A 14,810-nucleotide genomic window follows, 5' to 3' on the forward strand; every position below is an offset into this window, starting at 1 on the left:
CATCGCCGAACCAATGATACCAAACGCGTGTTCAATACCGTGAAGCTGCAGAACCTTAACAAAGGCCTCTTCCGTCGTCATTTTCATCTGTGTGTTCTCCGCGCAAAGCTAAGTGGAGCTGAGCCACCAGCCCAGCGTTAGATATGGTTTAGGCGCAAGGGACCGGGCGGCGTTAGGGCCAGAATTTGCGGCGGAATAGGTCCAGAGGCGTGTCAGCTTTCGCGAATGGCTTCGGCGATCAGCTTCACACCCGGCTCGATACGGTCCTGCCGGATCGAAGAGTAGCCGAGGCGGTAGAAATTCTGCGGGCGATCCGGTCCAGAGAAGAACGGCACGCCGGGCTCGATATGAACGCTCTGGTCCTGCAAGGTGAGTGCCAGCCGGGTTGTGTCGATATGGTCGGGGGCCGACATCCACAGCGAGGACCCGCCCAGAATGCCGCGCCCGGCCACGGTCAGCCCGTGTTCTTCGACCGCGTTGTCCAGAGCTTCGCGCCGTCGTGCCAGAACCTTGGACATGCGCCTGATCTGCGCATCGTAATGGCCCAGCGACAGGAAATAGGCCGCCGTGCGCTGGATATGTCCCGGCGGATGACGCAGCACCAGCGACCGCAGCGCGCGCGCCTCGCGGATAAACGGCTCGGACCCGACCATGTAGCCAAGCCGCAATCCCGGGAACAATGATTTCGAAAAGCTGCCCACATAGATCACTCGCCCGTCCCGGTCCATCGACTTCAACGCCGGGGAGGGCGCGCCCAGAAAGGCCAATTCGAATTCATAGTCATCCTCGACCACCATCGCGTCCAGTTCCCGTGCGCGCTCCAGCAATCTGTGTCGACGGCTGACAGGCATGGTAGAGGTCGTCGGGCTTTGATGGCTGGGTGTTGTGAAGATGACGTCGGTGTCCTCGGGCAGCGCATCCGGCGGCAGCCCGTCGCGATCAACCGGCAGTGGGGTTACGTCGCAATCCCAGTGCTCCAACAGGTTGCGCAGGGCGTAGTAGCAGGGGTCTTCGATCACGGCTGTTCGGTTGTGAGTCAGCAAGATGCGCGAGGCCAGCCACAGCGCGTTCTGCGCACCCATGGTGATCAGAATCTCTTCGGGGCGGGCGGCGATACCGCGGCGGGGCAGAGTGTGGCGGGCGATGAACTCGACCAGCAGCGGATCATCCTGATCGACGTAATCTGCGGTCAGGGACTCGAAATCCTTATGACCCAGCGCCCGCACGGCGCAGAGGCGCCAATTGGCGTGGTCAAACAGGGTCTGGTCGGCTTGCCCGTAGATGAACGGATAACGGTAGTTGCGCCAGTCGGCCGGTTTCGACAGCACATCGCCCCCTGAGAACCGCCGGGCCAGCGCCCCATCCCAATCCACAGTTTCAGTGCCCCGCTGGACGGGAGTGTATTTCGGCGGCACCGGCGCGTTTTGCGAAACGTAATACCCCGACCGGCCTTTGGCTGTCAGGTAGTCATTGGCCAGCAACTCGGTATAGGCCAGCGTCACCGTGATCCTGCTGACGCCCAGATGGGCTGCCAGTTTGCGGGACGAGGGCAGCTTTTCCCCGACATGGAACCTGCCGGACAGGATGCCCTCGGCAATCATCTGCTGGATCTGCGCCTGCAGTGTGCCTTGCCCGTTCAGCTCAAGAAAGAAGGTTTCGACCGATATTGCCATAGGGTCTTATAGGTTGGACTTATGGGGTGAGCAATCTGGACTTACGAATTTACCGAGAATTCGTGATGCAGGTAGTTGACCCTATGGTTGGATTTGATTAAATAACCAAAAATCTAGTTTAATGGAGTAATTGCGATGTGGGAGACCGCTGCAGCAGGATTTTCGGCCATGGGGTCCGAGGCCCGGCTGAAGGTTCTGAGGACGTTGGTACGGGCCGGGCAGGCCGGACTGACGGTTGGCGAGATACAGGAGCGGACGGGGATCGCCCCGTCGACCCTGGCGCATCACCTGCGGTTTCTGGCTGCTGGCGGCGTGGTTGAGCAAGAGAAAGTCGGGCGCAGCACAATCAATCGCGCCTGCTATGACGAGTTGAGAAATCTCGCGCAGTTCATCCTTGCCGAGTGCTGCGCTGACGAAGTGGGAAAGGCCGCGAACGATGGCTGAGTTGACACAAAACCCTAAGGTTTCGGCCAAGGCCGCCCTGGATCTGATCAAAACGCCTTGGGCTTTGATCGTAGCAATCCTTGCCGCCGTGGTCGTTCTGGACCCGGGCAACTGGGGTGACGTCGTAACCTTTGCGGGAAAGGCGCTGGCGCATACCGGTCAGTACATCCTGTTCGCAGTCCTGTTGCTGTCCTATCTCAAGGCGACCGGGGCCGAAGTCATGGTTGCCCGCGCTTTTGAAGGGCGCGAAACGCGGATGATCTTCCTTGCCGCAGTGTTCGGCGGGTTGGCCCCGTTCTGTTCCTGCGAGGTTATTCCGTTCATCGCAGGGCTGTTGGCGCTCGGCGCGCCTCTGTCTGCTGTGATGGCCTTCTGGCTCAGCTCTCCGTTGATCGATCCACCGACCTTGCTGATCACTGCGGGCGCATTGGGGTGGCCGTTTGCCATTGGAAAAGCCGTTGCGGCTGTCGCGCTGGGTCTGTTCGGAGGCTTCATCGTGCGTGGTCTCATGCGTTCGGGGGCATTCGCCCAACCTCTGCGTGAATACAATCCGGCTGGGTGCTGTGGGTGTGGTCCGAAGCAGGATGACAAACCGGTCTGGTTGTTCTGGCACGAGCCCGAACGTCGTCAGCGGTTCCGGTCCGAGTTTGTTCACAATGGGTTGTTCCTGCTGAAATGGCTGGCGCTGGCCTACGTGCTCGAGGCACTGCTGGTCAGCTATGTTCCGGCCGATCTGATTGCACGCGTGGTCGGTGGTGAAGGCATCGTTCCAATCGTGATCGCTGCGTTGGTCGGGATGCCGGCCTATCTGAACTCTTACGTCGCGCCGCCACTGTTGGCGGGGCTGATGGAACAGGGGATGAGCGCGGGGGCGGCGATGTCGTTCATGATCGCCGGCGCGGTCAGTTCGATCCCGGCGATGGCGGCGGTCTGGTCGCTGGTCAAACCCCATGTTTTTGCAATTTATCTGGGGTTGGGGATCACAGGTGCCATAATCGCGGGGATCATCTTTCAGGTGATCTGAAGGAAAAACCGCCCGGTGTGACCACCGGGTGGTTTTGCTTATTTGTCAGCCTCGCAGAGGCTCGGCAGTTTGAATCGGTACCGTGCCTCTCCGCTTTCGACGTAGACGCGTTTTTCCACACAGGCTGTGGTGCCGACGGTTCGGGCGACATGCTCTTTGGGTTCATTGATGGAAGTGGCCGACCCATCCGGCAAACGGACCGAGGCGATGACACCGTTTTTAAGGTCGCCGTTGATCGGTGTTGCCGACAGGACCGCAACGGTGATGAAAGAGTCATGCTCGTGCTTGCCATCGTCATTGAGTACCAGCAATGCGGTCGCCACCATGATGGTGCCAACGATTGCAACCACCAGCAAACCCCAGGTTTTCAGGAAAGCGTAAATCGATACGGCACGGTGCGGGCCGAAGATTTTGGACAGGATGGACAGCATGGTTTTCTGCAAAAAAAGACCCCGGCCTGTTCTGCCGGGGCCATCTGAGCGTTAGGGGCGCAGATCGTCTTCGTCTTCATCCTCGGCCCCGCCCTTTGGCAGGTTGAAGAAGCTGTCGGCGTCGATGATCGGTTCTTCCTCGGCCTCTTCTGCCGGGTCGTCAGACAGCGAGAAAGTTTCCAGACCTTCGATGGCGGTCGGAATCTTGGGTGCGGCGTCCATTTCGAGCGACTGCTCGGTGGAAACCAGCTTGCGGCGCTCGTCGTCAGACATCACGCCACCTTCTGCTGCCTTCTTGGCAGCGGCCTTCTGAACGATCGCGTCCAGTTCCGACTGTTTGCAAAGGCCCAGCGCAACCGGGTCGATCGGCTGCATGTTCGAGATGTTCCAATGGGTGCGCTCGCGGATCGACTGAATGGTTGGTTTGGTGGTACCCACCAGCTTGGCGATCTGACCGTCGCTGAGTTCCGGATGGAACTTGACCAGCCACAGGATCGAGTTCGGACGATCCTGTCGCTTGGATAGCGGAGTGTAACGTGGTCCACGGCGCTTTTCTTCGCCCGACGCAGCCGGGTTGAACTTGAGCTTCAGCTTGTGAAGCGGGTTGTTCTGGGCGGTATCGATCTCGTCTTGCGTCAGCTGGTTGTTGGCGATGGGGTCAAAGCCTTTCACGCCTGCCGCGACGTCGCCGTCTGCGATGCCCTGCACCTCAAGTTCGTGCATGCCTACGAAATCCGCGATCTGCTTGAAGCTGATCGTGGTGTTGTCCACCAGCCATACGGCTGTTGCCTTGGCCATAAGCGGTTTTGCCATCAGCCCGTCTCCTATAAATACATCTATCCCGTCGCCGGAATTCGGCGGCCCCTTGGTCTTGGGGCAGGTTTCCGTTGTCGGGGAACTTGGGGCCTATATAGTCGCGCAAAGGCAAGAAGGGAAGAGGCGAATGCGCTGGGTAATTTTGTGGGTGTTCAGCGCTGTGGCAGCGCTGGCTGATGGCGAAAAGGCGGGAGAGTTCGACTATTATGTTCTGTCTCTGAGCTGGTCGCCCAACTGGTGCGCGCGGGAAGGTGATGCGCGTGGATCGGACCAATGCGATGCGCGCCATGACCACGGGTGGGTATTGCACGGGCTTTGGCCGCAATACCATCAGGGCTGGCCTGCCTACTGTCGTACACCCAAGGCACCGCCGTCGCGCGCCATGACCCGCGATATGGCAGACATTCAGGGATCGCCGGGCCTTGCATGGCACCAGTGGAAGAAACACGGCACCTGTTCCGGGCTCAGCGCACCTGACTACTTTGCGCTGTCACGGCGGGCTTACGAAGGTGTCACGCGTCCGCAGGTGTTCCGCAAGTTGGACGCCACGGTCAAATTGCCCGCATCGGTCGTGGAGGATGCGTTTCTGAAAGCCAATCCCGTGCTGGAGCGGGACATGATCACCATCACCTGCAAACAGGGCTACATTGAAGAAGTTCGCCTGTGCTTGTCCCGCGACCTTGAACCGGTGCCTTGCGGACGGGACGTGATCCGCGACTGCACGGCCAAGGACGCGCTGTTCGATCCGATTCGTTAGAGCTTTTTGTTCTGGCAATCCCGCGCATAGTCCAGCGCTTTGGCGGTGCCATTGAGATCGATCGCCATCACTACTTCGCCTGCCGGGTTGTAGACGGTCATCGTCTTGTTCTGCGCAATAGCTTTGACGAAACTCCGGTCGGTGAAGAACACCGTTGCCCCGGGTACCGGCCCCTGATTGAACCCGATGGCGGTGGCGTCAAAGCTCTTGCTATCCAGCTCAAACCGGATCGGATAACTCTCGCCCTGTTTGATGTCGCCCCATGCCTTGTTGTAAACGGCGAAATACCCGCGATTGTCCAACGCGTCATAGCCGATGCGCACCACCGAGAGGTCCTGATACACCGTCTGGATCAGACACCCATTGCCCAGCGCTGGGTCCATCATGATGTTCCAGCCTTCGACAAAGCCCTTGTCGATGAGTTCTTGTGACAGGGCAGCGGTTGCGGTGAAGGCGGCGACGGTGAGGGCGTGAAGGCGGGTCATAACAGTTTCCAAGAATTTGTGTTTTATGCAAGTTACCGAACTCGGAACTGACAGACTATCCCTGTTTAGCCCGGCTGTGATCATCTGTAAGTGTCGCCAAGTTACTTGTGTATTAGATTGGAAACCCAGCGTACGAAGAAGTAGAGGCAGAAACTAGCGGCACACGAAGCCAGAAAAAAACCGGGCAACACTAGGAATGCCAGTCCTTCCATTCCGGTGCAATTCCTACAGCGACCCGTTTCTATAACGACGTAATGGATGGAAAGGCCGATCACCATCACAGTAAACTGCAGCCCCACTGCAATCTTGAGCCATTTCAGTTTTTCAAAGTAACCTAAGACCACTGCAAAAGCGGGCACCGCATATAACAGAAACAGGAAAGTGCTGAAAAGAAATTCGCTTATTATAACCATTGAGTTACCAGGTTTTTCTACCCTGAATGGACAGCAAGCGGAGATGTTTAGCAATAACGAACTCAAATTTCCTTCCGCGCCCTCAGCGCCGCCGTAATCGTCCCGTCATCCAGATAATCCAGCTCTCCGCCAATTGGCACGCCTTGCGCTAGTGAGGTTAAACGGACCTGCCCCTCCAGTTGATCGGCGATGTAGTGGGCGGTGGTCTGGCCGTCGACGGTGGCGTTCAGGGCGAGGATAATCTCGGTGATCCCTTCGGCTGTCACGCGGTCATTGAGGCGGGGGATGCGCAACTCGTCCGGGCCGACACCGTCCAGTGCCGACAATGTGCCGCCCAGAACGTGATAGCGGCCTTTGAAGACCCCGGCGCGCTCCATCGCCCAGAGGTCGGCGACGTCCTCGACCACGCACAGTTCTCCGGTCGCGCGGGCCTCGCTGTCGCAGATGTCACAGATGTCGGTGGTGCCGACATTGCCGCAGTTCAGGCATTCGCGGGCGGTAACGGCCACTTGCTGCATCGCGTCCGAAAGCGGCGTCAGCAGCAGGGCGCGTTTGCGGATCAGGTGCAGTACCGCGCGGCGGGCCGAACGCGGGCCGAGACCCGGCAGCTTGGCCATCAGGTCGATCAGGTTGTCGATTTCGCTGTTCGAACTCACTGCGGATGCTCCTGCAAAAGGGCCGGGCAGGGACGCCCGGCCGGTATTCCGTCAGGAGTGTCTATCAGAACGGCAGTTTGATGTCTGCGGGCAGACCCATGCTTTCGGTCAGTTTTGCCATCTCGGCCTGAGAGCGTTCCGCCGCCTTGGTCTGCGCGTCCTTTATGGCGGCCAGGATCAGGTCTTCGACCACCTCTTTGTCGTCGCCGTTGAAAATCGAAGGGTCGATGTCCAGACCCTTGAGTTCACCTTTGGCAGTTGCGGTTGCCTTGACCAGGCCGGCACCGGACTCACCGACGACCAAAAGGTTGTTCAGCTCTTCCTGCATTTCGGTCATCTTGGCTTGCAGGTCCTGCGCGGATTTCATCATCTTGGCCATGTCGCCGAGACCGCCTAAACCTTTGAGCATTGTTCTTTCTCCGTTAGTGGGTCCGCAAGAAGCGGACATAAACTGTGTGCAGCATCATTGCTCCACATAGCGCAATTGCGACGCCAATGAACAGGGTGGAATGTCCAATGCAGCCGATCTCCTGCGCTGTAAAACGTGGATCGTGCAGCAAGTCTTCGAAGAAAATGTGTTGTATACAGGTGGCCCATCCAAGGCAGGCGCAGATCGTGATCCAGATGTTGCCGGGCCAAATAGTAAAAACTGAGAGCGCGAGTAGAGCCAGGGAAACCGGAGACGCTGCAAGAATGATTGATACTTGAAGCGCGGTAACCGGTGTGCCGTCCCATTGTGGTCGGTAAAAATCACATGCATCTTGAAACAACAGGTCGGTTGAAGGGCCGTGCAACGGCTAGTCCTCTTCGAACGGGTTCCATTCGTCTTCGACCTCGGGCAGGGCTTCGGTTTCGACCTTTGCGGCGCGTTCCTCCGGTGTCTCGATCCGTTTAATGCGTGCTTTCGGGAATTGCATCAGCACGGCCTGAACCAAGGGATGCTGTTCGGCCTCGGCCTTCAGCGCCAGATCTGCGGCATCTCGAACCTCGGCAATGGTCGCAGCATCCCCGTCGGCGACGATGGACACCGCCCAGCGGTTTCCGGTCCACCGCTGTAGTGCTGATCCCAACCTTTGAGCCAGGTCTGTAGGAGCGTTATCTGTAGGTGTGAACTCGATCCGACCGGGTGAATAGGATACAAGCCGCACTCCGTTTTCAACCTCGACCAGCAGTTTTACGTCGCGGTTGGTCCGGATCAATTCGACGACATGGTCAAAGCTGGGATACCGTGCAAGGGCCGCTTGGATGTCCTGGGCCAGCGCGGCAGTTGGCGCTCCAGCGGGCCCGCGTGCGGTCGGGGTGTACGCAGGAGCAACAGGTTGAACAGGCGCGTGGGACGACACTGCGATACCGCCACCGGGGCCTCCGTTCGGCGGGGGCGACGGCGCGTCTTGCAGCCGTTTGATCAGTTCTTCCGGGCTCGGCAGGTCGGCCACATGGGTCAGGCGGATCACGGCCATTTCGGCGGCCATCATCGCATTTGGAGCCGCCGAGACTTCTTCGAGCGCTTTCAGCAGCATTTGCCACATCCGGGTCAGCACGCGCATAGGCAGGGCCTCAGCCATCTGTTGGCCGCGGGCGCGTTCGTCCGGGGATACGGTTGGGTCCTCGGCTGCATCCGGGGTGATCTTGACCACTGATACCCAGTGGGTGATCTCGGCAAGATCGCGCAGCACCGCCAGCGGATCTGCGCCTTCGGCGTATTGTGCGCTCAGTTCTGTCAGGGCGCCAGCGGCATCTCCGCGCAGGATCATGTCCATCAGGTCCAGCACCCGCCCGCGGTCGGCCAGTCCCAACATCGCACGCACTTGATCGGCGCTGGTTTCCCCGGCCCCGTGCGAGATCGCCTGATCCAGCAGCGAGGTTGCATCCCGGGCCGACCCTTCGGCCGCGCGCGTGATCAAGGCCAGCGCGTCTTCCGCGATCTGGGCATTCTCAGCCGCGGCGATCTTGCCAAGCAGGCCGATCATGTCCTCAGGTTCGATCCGGCGCAGGTCGAAGCGTTGACAACGGGATAGCACCGTTACCGGCACTTTGCGGATCTCGGTTGTGGCGAAGATGAATTTCACATGTTCAGGCGGTTCTTCAAGCGTCTTGAGCAGCGCGTTAAAGGCGCTGGTCGACAGCATGTGGACCTCGTCAATGATGTAAATCTTATAGCGCGCGCTGGCGGCGCGGTAACGAACGCTGTCGATGATCTCGCGGATGTCGTTGACGCCTGTGCGGCTGGCGGCGTCCATCTCCATCACGTCGACATGTCGGCCTTCCATGATGGCCACGCAATGTTCACACTGGCCGCAGGGTTCCGTGGTCGGCTTGCCCTGGCCATCGGGGCCGATGCAGTTCATGCCCTTGGCGATGATCCGCGCCGTGGTGGTCTTACCCGTGCCGCGAATGCCGGTCATGATGAAGGCCTGTGCGATCCGGTCGGCCTCGAACGCGTTTTTCAGCGTGCGAACCATCGCATCCTGACCGACGAGATCGGTAAAGGTTTCGGGGCGGTATTTGCGGGCAAGAACCTGATAGGCGGGGCTTGGCGTGTCGTTCATGTCTGCTCTGTCGGATTCGGTTCAGGAATGCAGCGTAGAGACCCCTGCCGCCCGCGTCCACCGCCGCTGTAGTCGAAATTCGGTTTGCAGGACAGTTTACGCATCGTAGAAACGTTCGCAGGAGGGCCACCTTTTGAGACTCTTTGCGATTCACGCCGTGCAGGTGGGAAATGGCACGGTTGCCCTTTCACCAATCCCGGGGCGCGGCGGCAACTACCTGCAGGATCTTCGTACCATCCGGGACTGGCAGCCGGATCTGGTGGTTTCCATGACCACTGAGGTTGAGATGCTGGAAGAAGGTGCCGCCGGATTCGGTGACGATCTTCGCGTCGCCGCCATCGGGTGGGCGCATCTGCCAGTCGCGGATTTTGGCGCGCCACCGCCAGAGGTTCGGGCCGCATGGGCCGAGGTCAGCGCAGCGGCGGCACAAGTCCTGTCCCGAGGAGGGCGGGTGTTGGTGCATTGCCGGGGTGGCTGTGGCCGGTCTGGCATGGTCGCTTTGCGCCTTATGGTCGAACAGGGCGAACAGCCCGAGGCAGCGCTGAAACGTCTGCGCGCCGTACGGGCCTGCGCCGTTGAAACCGACGGCCAGTTGCAATGGGCGGCGCAGGCGGCCAGCGCCCGAAAGGGCAGCTAGCTTAGAGCGCCGCGTGCTGCTCCGGTTGCGCAACCGGACTTGCGGCCAGCAATAAAACCTCGAGCATCGCGCAGGGCGGGCTGGCCATAACATCGGCGGGCAGAGAGCTGAACACATCCGCGAACATCATGTCGGCATACCTATCAAGTGAATCGGTGGAAACGTCGGACTCCGTGCCGCAAAAGATCCGAATCTGATCAGGCCGTGCGCAAAATCGGGCGGTGCAACCTTCGGGGCAATGGGTCAGTTCACTGCTGCCTTCGACCTGAAAATCGGGGGTTGTTGCAGGTGCGGCGGTCTCTATCGCCTGTGTAATGACACGCGCGACCCGTGCCAAAGCTGGGCAGGTCTTGCCGGTTCGCTGGCATACGGTGGCCGAGTATTCGTGGGTCTTTGTCTTCCAGATCATTGTGTGCCCTCCGCGCGTAGGAAGGGGCGTAGATCAGGTGTGACAGCATGCTGACGACCTGCCCGGACACCCCGCCCGAGTTTCGGTTTTGGTTCGATGGCAGGTCTCCTGACTTGCGGGTCATCGCGTTGCCGACCTTCCCAGCCTTTCGGCCAGTGGTATTTCGGCATTGCTCACCGCTTACAGTTGCGGGGGCAGTCGCGGCCTTGGTTCGTTCCGGTATAACCGGGGCAGAACCGCACCGTGTTCCCTTTTCATCTCGCCCAACGATCGGGGTCGAGAACCATCACGCCATCGCTAGCGGGTACGGGCGACCCGAGTCAAGCGGGCAATTTGCACGGCCAAGCGGACGTGTGGTCATGTACGGTCACTGTTGACTTGTGACGGGAAACACTGCGGACTGGAGAAAGTGAACCAATCGGTTCAAAATCCGGAGACCGAACCATGCTGGACACTGCACAAACCGATTCGACCGAGGACTTTCAGTTTCCGTCCGGCACGGGCTCCTTGTCGGCACGCCTTTATCTGCCAGCGTCCGCGCCCCGGGTGGCCGTGGTCATTCACGGTGCTACCGGCGTACCGAGAGATTATTACCAGCATTTTGCCCGCTGGCTGGCTGCCGAACGGGGGATGGCCTGTCTGACTTACGACTACAGCGATTTCGGCCATTCTCTGAACGGATCGCTGAAAGCATCACGGGTCAAGATGGCCGACTGGGCCTTGGTCGACATGCCCGCGGCCCGGGCTGAAATGCGGCGCAGGTTCCCCGATGCGCAGCAGTGGAGCATCGGACATTCAGTCGGCGGGATGCTGGGGCCGATTCAGCCCGACGTCGATCAGATCGACCGCATGATCTGCGTCTGTTCTGGCCCTGTAACGGTATCGGATCACCCCTGGCCGTATCGGGCGCTGGCTTTGCTGTTCTGGTATGGTCACGCTCCTTTGGCGGTGAAAGCCCTGGGGTACCTTCCTGGCAAGGCGCTGGGGTTCGGGGCGGACCTGCCGGCATCGGTATATTGGCAGTGGCGGCGGTGGTGCACCGCACCGCGCAACTACCTGCCCGAGATCGGGATCTCCTTGCCTGATGCGCGCTGGGCGCAGTCAGGGACGCCCGTGGACCTGTTTACCTTCGAGGATGATGATGTGGTGCCGCCCAATGCGGTGTGGCGATTGGCCGATCTGTACGGCCCAGATGCGCGCCGTCACCTGTTGTCACCCGGTGAATTTGGCTTGTCGGAAGTTGGGCACATCGGCGCTTTTGCCCGCCGCAACGCAGTCCTTTGGCCACGGCTGATTGCATGACTTCGCCGGTTCTGGCGCTTTACGTTTGCTACAGGGAGGAAGTGAGAGGTTGGACATCGACCCAAGCGGGGCTCGTTGTGGCTGCTTCCTTCCGGACCTGACCAGGTTGGCGAGGCGCTCGCCCGCGCCAACCTCTCAACGCACGATATAGGCAACAGACGCGGAAATGACAACCCGTCAGAGTGTCAAACGGATCAGCAGAAAGCCGTCATCGTCTGCACCGATCAGATGTGGGGTGTATTCCTCTAGTTCAGCAATGTGATCGCGGGCCTTCGGACCGGTTCTGAGCAAGGTTGTCGCGCCGGGAAATGGAGCAAACTGAAAGGCGCGGGGCGCTTTTTCCAGCGGGTCCCGTGGCAGGGCACCCGAGATGTAGTCTCGCAATATGTGCTGAACGGGTCGTGCAGGCAGCCGGATCGGCTCGGCCTGGTCGACAAAAGGGAAATAGCCGCCCCCGCTGGCTCGGTAATTGCTCACCGCAACGACAAAGCGCTTGTCGGGTGTTACGGGACGGCCCTCTAATCGGATGTCGTGAACACGGCGATGTGCAGAAGCGCTCAGATGACCTGAGGAGTCAAAGCGTGGAGGTTGCGAGAGGTCGATCTGATAGCTCAACCCTTGCAGAACATCGAAATTATGCCCGGCCCGGCTGGGGTCGACCAGGTCGGTTTCGAACCCCGGTTTGATCTGGTTGAACACGCTTGCCGACATTTCCAGCCAATCGCCGATCTGCGCGCCATTAACGACAACGGCCTGCAATTCGTTGGGAAAAACATACAGGTCGTTGATATGACGCAGGAATACCTGTCCAGGTGGCACATCCGTATAAAACCGCGGCCCGGCGCGTCCTCCGAATTTTGAAGGCGCCATCGCGGACAGAACGGGCAACTCCGCAACGGGCGATCCCTGCAGATACGGGCGCAGAGCCGCCGCCTGCGCCGCTGCGGCCAAAGCAAGCCCTCTATCCTCAACGCAAAAGCTGAAATAGCTGTGCAGGTGCTGATCGGTTCGGCCCACCGGTTGAGCCGTGTGACGGCGCGTTTCCAAATGGCCTTTGGCGAAAAGCCGCAGTAATTCAGGGTCTTCCGCAACCGGATGGGCCTCTCCGCCAGACCGGGTCGGGCAAACCGAGCGCAATTCGGTGCTGTGGTCTTTTATCGTCCACGTACTGTCATCCGCCTTGCGGAGGTTCAGGTCAATCACCCCCAAATTCGATCCGGCCGGGCCCGGCATGACCACCGGTTTCCCGTGAACCCGCCCCCGGGCTGCATCGACATTGTTCAGCCCCTCATGCACGGGACCGGGCAGAGTCAGGTGGGAATGCCCGGCGATCAGGACGTCGATGCCGTCGATGGCAGCCATCGGGATGATCGCGTTTTCCAAATCGGGTTCCGCAAAGGGCGATCCCAACCCCGTATGCGCCAGCGCAAGGATCAGATCACAGCCCTCTGCGTGCAAGTCCCGCACCTTGTTGCGGGCGCAGGTCAGGATATCGCCAACGGTGACCCGGTCCTGCAACCGGTGCGCCTCCCATTTGGCGGTCTGAGGGGGAAGCACTGAAAGCACTCCGATTTTCAGCGTAACCTGCTGGTCCTGGTACGGGACTGTACGCGTCAGGATTGCATGGCTGTGCCAGAGAGGATCGGCATTCCTTCTTTGCACATTGCTGCACACCACCGCGCAGGGAGCGTCGGCCAGAACTCGATCCAGAACCTCTAGTCCAAAGCCGAAATCATGGTTGCCCAGCCCGATGGCGTCATAGTCCAGATCACCAAAGGCCTGCATCAGAATATGCGGCGCATTGGCCGGTTCCGCAGCCCATTCCCCGATTGGTGTGCCTTGCAGCGAATCTCCGTTGTCGAACAGCAGAACCAGCGCGCCAGCCGCCACCGCCTCGTTCCGCGCAGCCCGGATCAGACTGGCGGTGCGCGTAAACCCAATCGTGGGTTCCGGGGCGTCAGAGTAGTAGTCGAAGCCGCTCAGATTCATATGCAGATCGGAGGTTGCCAATATCCGTATCTTCAAGACAGGGCGCGGCAGATGAATGGGGTGTGACAAATTTCTACTTTTGGCAGTTATATGTTAAGCATTTTCCCCAAAAAGTATATTAGGCGCAACATTTAAGGTGTGACTGCGATCATTTGACGACCGCAGGTTTCCGGCTGTTTGGAATTGCCATTGCAACGCGGCTGCAGCCGTGGCAGCCCTGTGCCGACGACCCAAAGGAACATTCATGAAACATGCGGAACTTGTGACGTTTGGCGGCTCGGGCCTGGATCGTGCGGCGCATATCCGGGGGGATGCGGACCAGCTTGCGCGGATGCGCGCCCATCCGCAGGCGTCCTGCATGCTGCTGTGGCGAGGAAAGCCACTGGTTCGGGGCGAGGCGCTGGATCAGCTGGGTCTGATCCCCATGACGCACGGATTGGTGCAGAACGGGCCGGGCGGCAGAGTGGAGAAACCCGTGTTTCTGGGTCTCTCGGACGGGTCGCCTGTTTTTGCCCTCGATATCTCGAACTGGTCCCCCGAGGGGCTGGACATGTCGCAGTTGGGAGCATTTGTTGATCGGACAGAGCAGCAACATCCCGACCTGCCCCGAGGCCATGTCTTTGCCGAACTGCGCCGGATCATGACGCGCCTGTCCGCCCGGGACGCGGAACTGGCCGCAGCGGCCAAGGCGGTGATCGGATGGCATGAAACCCACCGGTTCTGTGCACGCTGCGGTGCCGCGAGCGAAATATCACAAGCCGGGTGGCAGCGCAGTTGTCCGTCCTGCGGCGGGCAACATTTCCCGCGCACCGACCCGGTAGTCATCATGTTGATCACGCACGGAGATTCGGTGCTGATTGGGCGATCTCCAGGCTGGCCCGAGGGAATGTACTCACTGCTGGCGGGCTTCGTCGAACCCGGAGAAACACTGGAGGCGGCGGTCCGGCGCGAAGTGATGGAAGAGGTAGGCGTGCCCGTCGGTGCGGTCAGTTATCTGTCCAGCCAGCCCTGGCCGTTTCCGGCCTCATTGATGTTTGGCTGCGCGGGTGAGGCGCTGTCGCGCGAGATCACCATTGATCCGGTGGAAATCGAGGATGCGATGTGGGTAAGCAAGCCCGAGATGATGCAGGCCTTTGCAGGAGAGCATCCGAAGCTGCTGCCAGCCCGCAAGGGCGCCATTGCGCATTTCCTGTTGCAAAACTGGCTTGCGGATACTCTTGACTGA

Annotated in this window: 16 protein-coding genes, 1 other RNA gene and 1 riboswitch; of the genes, 6 read left to right on the forward strand and 11 right to left on the reverse strand. The window is 59.9% G+C overall.

What is annotated here, in order from left to right; translation table 11 throughout:
* Nucleotides 1-212 precede the first annotated feature (212 nt).
* On the reverse strand, nucleotides 213-1,673 hold the full coding sequence (pdxR, locus tag ACR0IK_RS21385; RefSeq protein ID WP_480595481.1) for a MocR-like pyridoxine biosynthesis transcription factor PdxR: 1,461 nt from the start codon (nucleotides 1,671-1,673) through the stop codon (nucleotides 213-215).
* Between the two features lie 135 nt (nucleotides 1,674-1,808).
* Here pdxR and ACR0IK_RS21390 point away from each other — a divergent pair, with 135 nt between their 5' ends.
* Complete coding sequence (locus ACR0IK_RS21390; RefSeq protein WP_058283064.1) at nucleotides 1,809-2,117, forward strand: ArsR/SmtB family transcription factor; 309 nt, start codon at nucleotides 1,809-1,811, stop codon at nucleotides 2,115-2,117.
* A complete protein-coding gene (locus ACR0IK_RS21395; protein ID WP_480643177.1) occupies nucleotides 2,110-3,141 on the forward strand; it encodes a permease in 1,032 nt (343 codons plus the stop codon). Before ACR0IK_RS21390 ends, ACR0IK_RS21395 begins: the two co-directional genes overlap by 8 nt.
* Before the next feature lie 38 nt (nucleotides 3,142-3,179).
* On the opposite strand, the gene ACR0IK_RS21400 is transcribed toward ACR0IK_RS21395, so the two are convergent.
* On the reverse strand, nucleotides 3,180-3,584 hold the full coding sequence (locus ACR0IK_RS21400; protein WP_480643178.1) for a hypothetical protein: 405 nt from the start codon (nucleotides 3,582-3,584) through the stop codon (nucleotides 3,180-3,182).
* Nucleotides 3,585-3,623: 39 nt separating this feature from the next.
* A complete protein-coding gene (locus ACR0IK_RS21405) occupies nucleotides 3,624-4,385 on the reverse strand; it encodes a DUF1013 domain-containing protein (RefSeq protein ID WP_480595484.1) in 762 nt (253 codons plus the stop codon).
* A 130-nt stretch (nucleotides 4,386-4,515) separates the two neighbouring features.
* Between ACR0IK_RS21405 and ACR0IK_RS21410 the strand changes: the two genes are divergently transcribed.
* A complete protein-coding gene (locus ACR0IK_RS21410) occupies nucleotides 4,516-5,145 on the forward strand; it encodes a ribonuclease T2 family protein (protein WP_480643179.1) in 630 nt (209 codons plus the stop codon).
* On the opposite strand, the gene ACR0IK_RS21415 is transcribed toward ACR0IK_RS21410, so the two are convergent.
* From ACR0IK_RS21415 to ACR0IK_RS21435, 5 genes are all read right to left on the reverse strand, one after another.
* On the reverse strand, nucleotides 5,142-5,630 hold the full coding sequence (locus ACR0IK_RS21415) for a hypothetical protein (RefSeq protein ID WP_480643181.1): 489 nt from the start codon (nucleotides 5,628-5,630) through the stop codon (nucleotides 5,142-5,144). The genes ACR0IK_RS21410 and ACR0IK_RS21415 overlap by 4 nt on opposite strands.
* 475 nt (nucleotides 5,631-6,105) lie before the next feature.
* On the reverse strand, nucleotides 6,106-6,699 hold the full coding sequence (gene recR, locus ACR0IK_RS21420) for a recombination mediator RecR (protein ID WP_480643183.1): 594 nt from the start codon (nucleotides 6,697-6,699) through the stop codon (nucleotides 6,106-6,108).
* Nucleotides 6,700-6,763: 64 nt separating this feature from the next.
* On the reverse strand, nucleotides 6,764-7,108 hold the full coding sequence (locus ACR0IK_RS21425) for a YbaB/EbfC family nucleoid-associated protein (RefSeq protein WP_480643185.1): 345 nt from the start codon (nucleotides 7,106-7,108) through the stop codon (nucleotides 6,764-6,766).
* A 13-nt stretch (nucleotides 7,109-7,121) separates the two neighbouring features.
* Nucleotides 7,122-7,493 (reverse strand): hypothetical protein, encoded by a 372-nt coding sequence (locus ACR0IK_RS21430; protein ID WP_480643186.1) that lies wholly within the window; start codon nucleotides 7,491-7,493, stop codon nucleotides 7,122-7,124.
* 3 nt (nucleotides 7,494-7,496) lie between these two features.
* The gene (locus ACR0IK_RS21435) at nucleotides 7,497-9,248 is read right to left on the reverse strand and encodes a DNA polymerase III subunit gamma/tau (RefSeq protein ID WP_480643187.1); all 1,752 of its coding nucleotides are present in this window, start codon (nucleotides 9,246-9,248) and stop codon (nucleotides 7,497-7,499) included.
* Nucleotides 9,249-9,381: 133 nt separating this feature from the next.
* On the opposite strand from ACR0IK_RS21435, the gene ACR0IK_RS21440 reads away from it, so the two are divergent.
* Nucleotides 9,382-9,885, forward strand: coding sequence for a protein-tyrosine phosphatase family protein (locus tag ACR0IK_RS21440; protein WP_480643189.1), 504 nt, complete (start codon nucleotides 9,382-9,384; stop codon nucleotides 9,883-9,885).
* Nucleotide 9,886: 1 nt separating this feature from the next.
* On the opposite strand, the gene ACR0IK_RS21445 is transcribed toward ACR0IK_RS21440, so the two are convergent.
* Nucleotides 9,887-10,294 carry a hypothetical protein gene (locus ACR0IK_RS21445; protein WP_480643190.1) on the reverse strand — a complete coding sequence of 136 codons (408 nt, stop codon included), beginning with the start codon at nucleotides 10,292-10,294 and terminating at the stop codon, nucleotides 9,887-9,889.
* A gap of 81 nt (nucleotides 10,295-10,375) precedes the next feature.
* A riboswitch (cobalamin riboswitch) is annotated at nucleotides 10,376-10,597 on the reverse strand.
* 141 nt (nucleotides 10,598-10,738) lie between these two features.
* Here ACR0IK_RS21445 and ACR0IK_RS21450 point away from each other — a divergent pair.
* Nucleotides 10,739-11,596 carry an alpha/beta hydrolase family protein gene (locus ACR0IK_RS21450; RefSeq protein WP_480595496.1) on the forward strand — a complete coding sequence of 286 codons (858 nt, stop codon included), beginning with the start codon at nucleotides 10,739-10,741 and terminating at the stop codon, nucleotides 11,594-11,596.
* Between the two features lie 39 nt (nucleotides 11,597-11,635).
* Here ACR0IK_RS21450 and ffs read toward each other — a convergent pair.
* Nucleotides 11,636-11,734: signal recognition particle sRNA small type (ffs, locus tag ACR0IK_RS21455), an RNA gene on the reverse strand.
* Nucleotides 11,735-11,773: 39 nt separating this feature from the next.
* Nucleotides 11,774-13,654, reverse strand: a complete 1,881-nt coding sequence (locus ACR0IK_RS21460) for a bifunctional 2',3'-cyclic-nucleotide 2'-phosphodiesterase/3'-nucleotidase (protein ID WP_480643191.1) — start codon at nucleotides 13,652-13,654, stop codon at nucleotides 11,774-11,776.
* Between the two features lie 175 nt (nucleotides 13,655-13,829).
* Between ACR0IK_RS21460 and nudC the strand changes: the two genes are divergently transcribed.
* On the forward strand, nucleotides 13,830-14,810 hold the full coding sequence (nudC, locus tag ACR0IK_RS21465; RefSeq protein WP_480595498.1) for an NAD(+) diphosphatase: 981 nt from the start codon (nucleotides 13,830-13,832) through the stop codon (nucleotides 14,808-14,810).

The sequence above is a fragment of the Ruegeria sp. BF7 genome (genome assembly GCF_056538605.1).

Coding starts and splice junctions, on each gene's coding strand:
- pdxR (WP_480595481.1), bottom strand. CDS start 1,673: ATGGCAATATCGGTCGAAACCTTCTTTCTTGAGCTGAACGGGCAAGGC.
- ACR0IK_RS21390 (WP_058283064.1), top strand. CDS start 1,809: ATGTGGGAGACCGCTGCAGCAGGATTTTCGGCCATGGGGTCCGAGGCC.
- ACR0IK_RS21395 (WP_480643177.1), top strand. CDS start 2,110: ATGGCTGAGTTGACACAAAACCCTAAGGTTTCGGCCAAGGCCGCCCTG.
- ACR0IK_RS21405 (WP_480595484.1), bottom strand. CDS start 4,385: ATGGCAAAACCGCTTATGGCCAAGGCAACAGCCGTATGGCTGGTGGAC.
- ACR0IK_RS21410 (WP_480643179.1), top strand. CDS start 4,516: ATGCGCTGGGTAATTTTGTGGGTGTTCAGCGCTGTGGCAGCGCTGGCT.
- ACR0IK_RS21415 (WP_480643181.1), bottom strand. CDS start 5,630: ATGACCCGCCTTCACGCCCTCACCGTCGCCGCCTTCACCGCAACCGCT.
- ACR0IK_RS21425 (WP_480643185.1), bottom strand. CDS start 7,108: ATGCTCAAAGGTTTAGGCGGTCTCGGCGACATGGCCAAGATGATGAAA.
- ACR0IK_RS21435 (WP_480643187.1), bottom strand. CDS start 9,248: ATGAACGACACGCCAAGCCCCGCCTATCAGGTTCTTGCCCGCAAATAC.
- ACR0IK_RS21445 (WP_480643190.1), bottom strand. CDS start 10,294: ATGATCTGGAAGACAAAGACCCACGAATACTCGGCCACCGTATGCCAG.
- ACR0IK_RS21450 (WP_480595496.1), top strand. CDS start 10,739: ATGCTGGACACTGCACAAACCGATTCGACCGAGGACTTTCAGTTTCCG.
- nudC (WP_480595498.1), top strand. CDS start 13,830: ATGAAACATGCGGAACTTGTGACGTTTGGCGGCTCGGGCCTGGATCGT.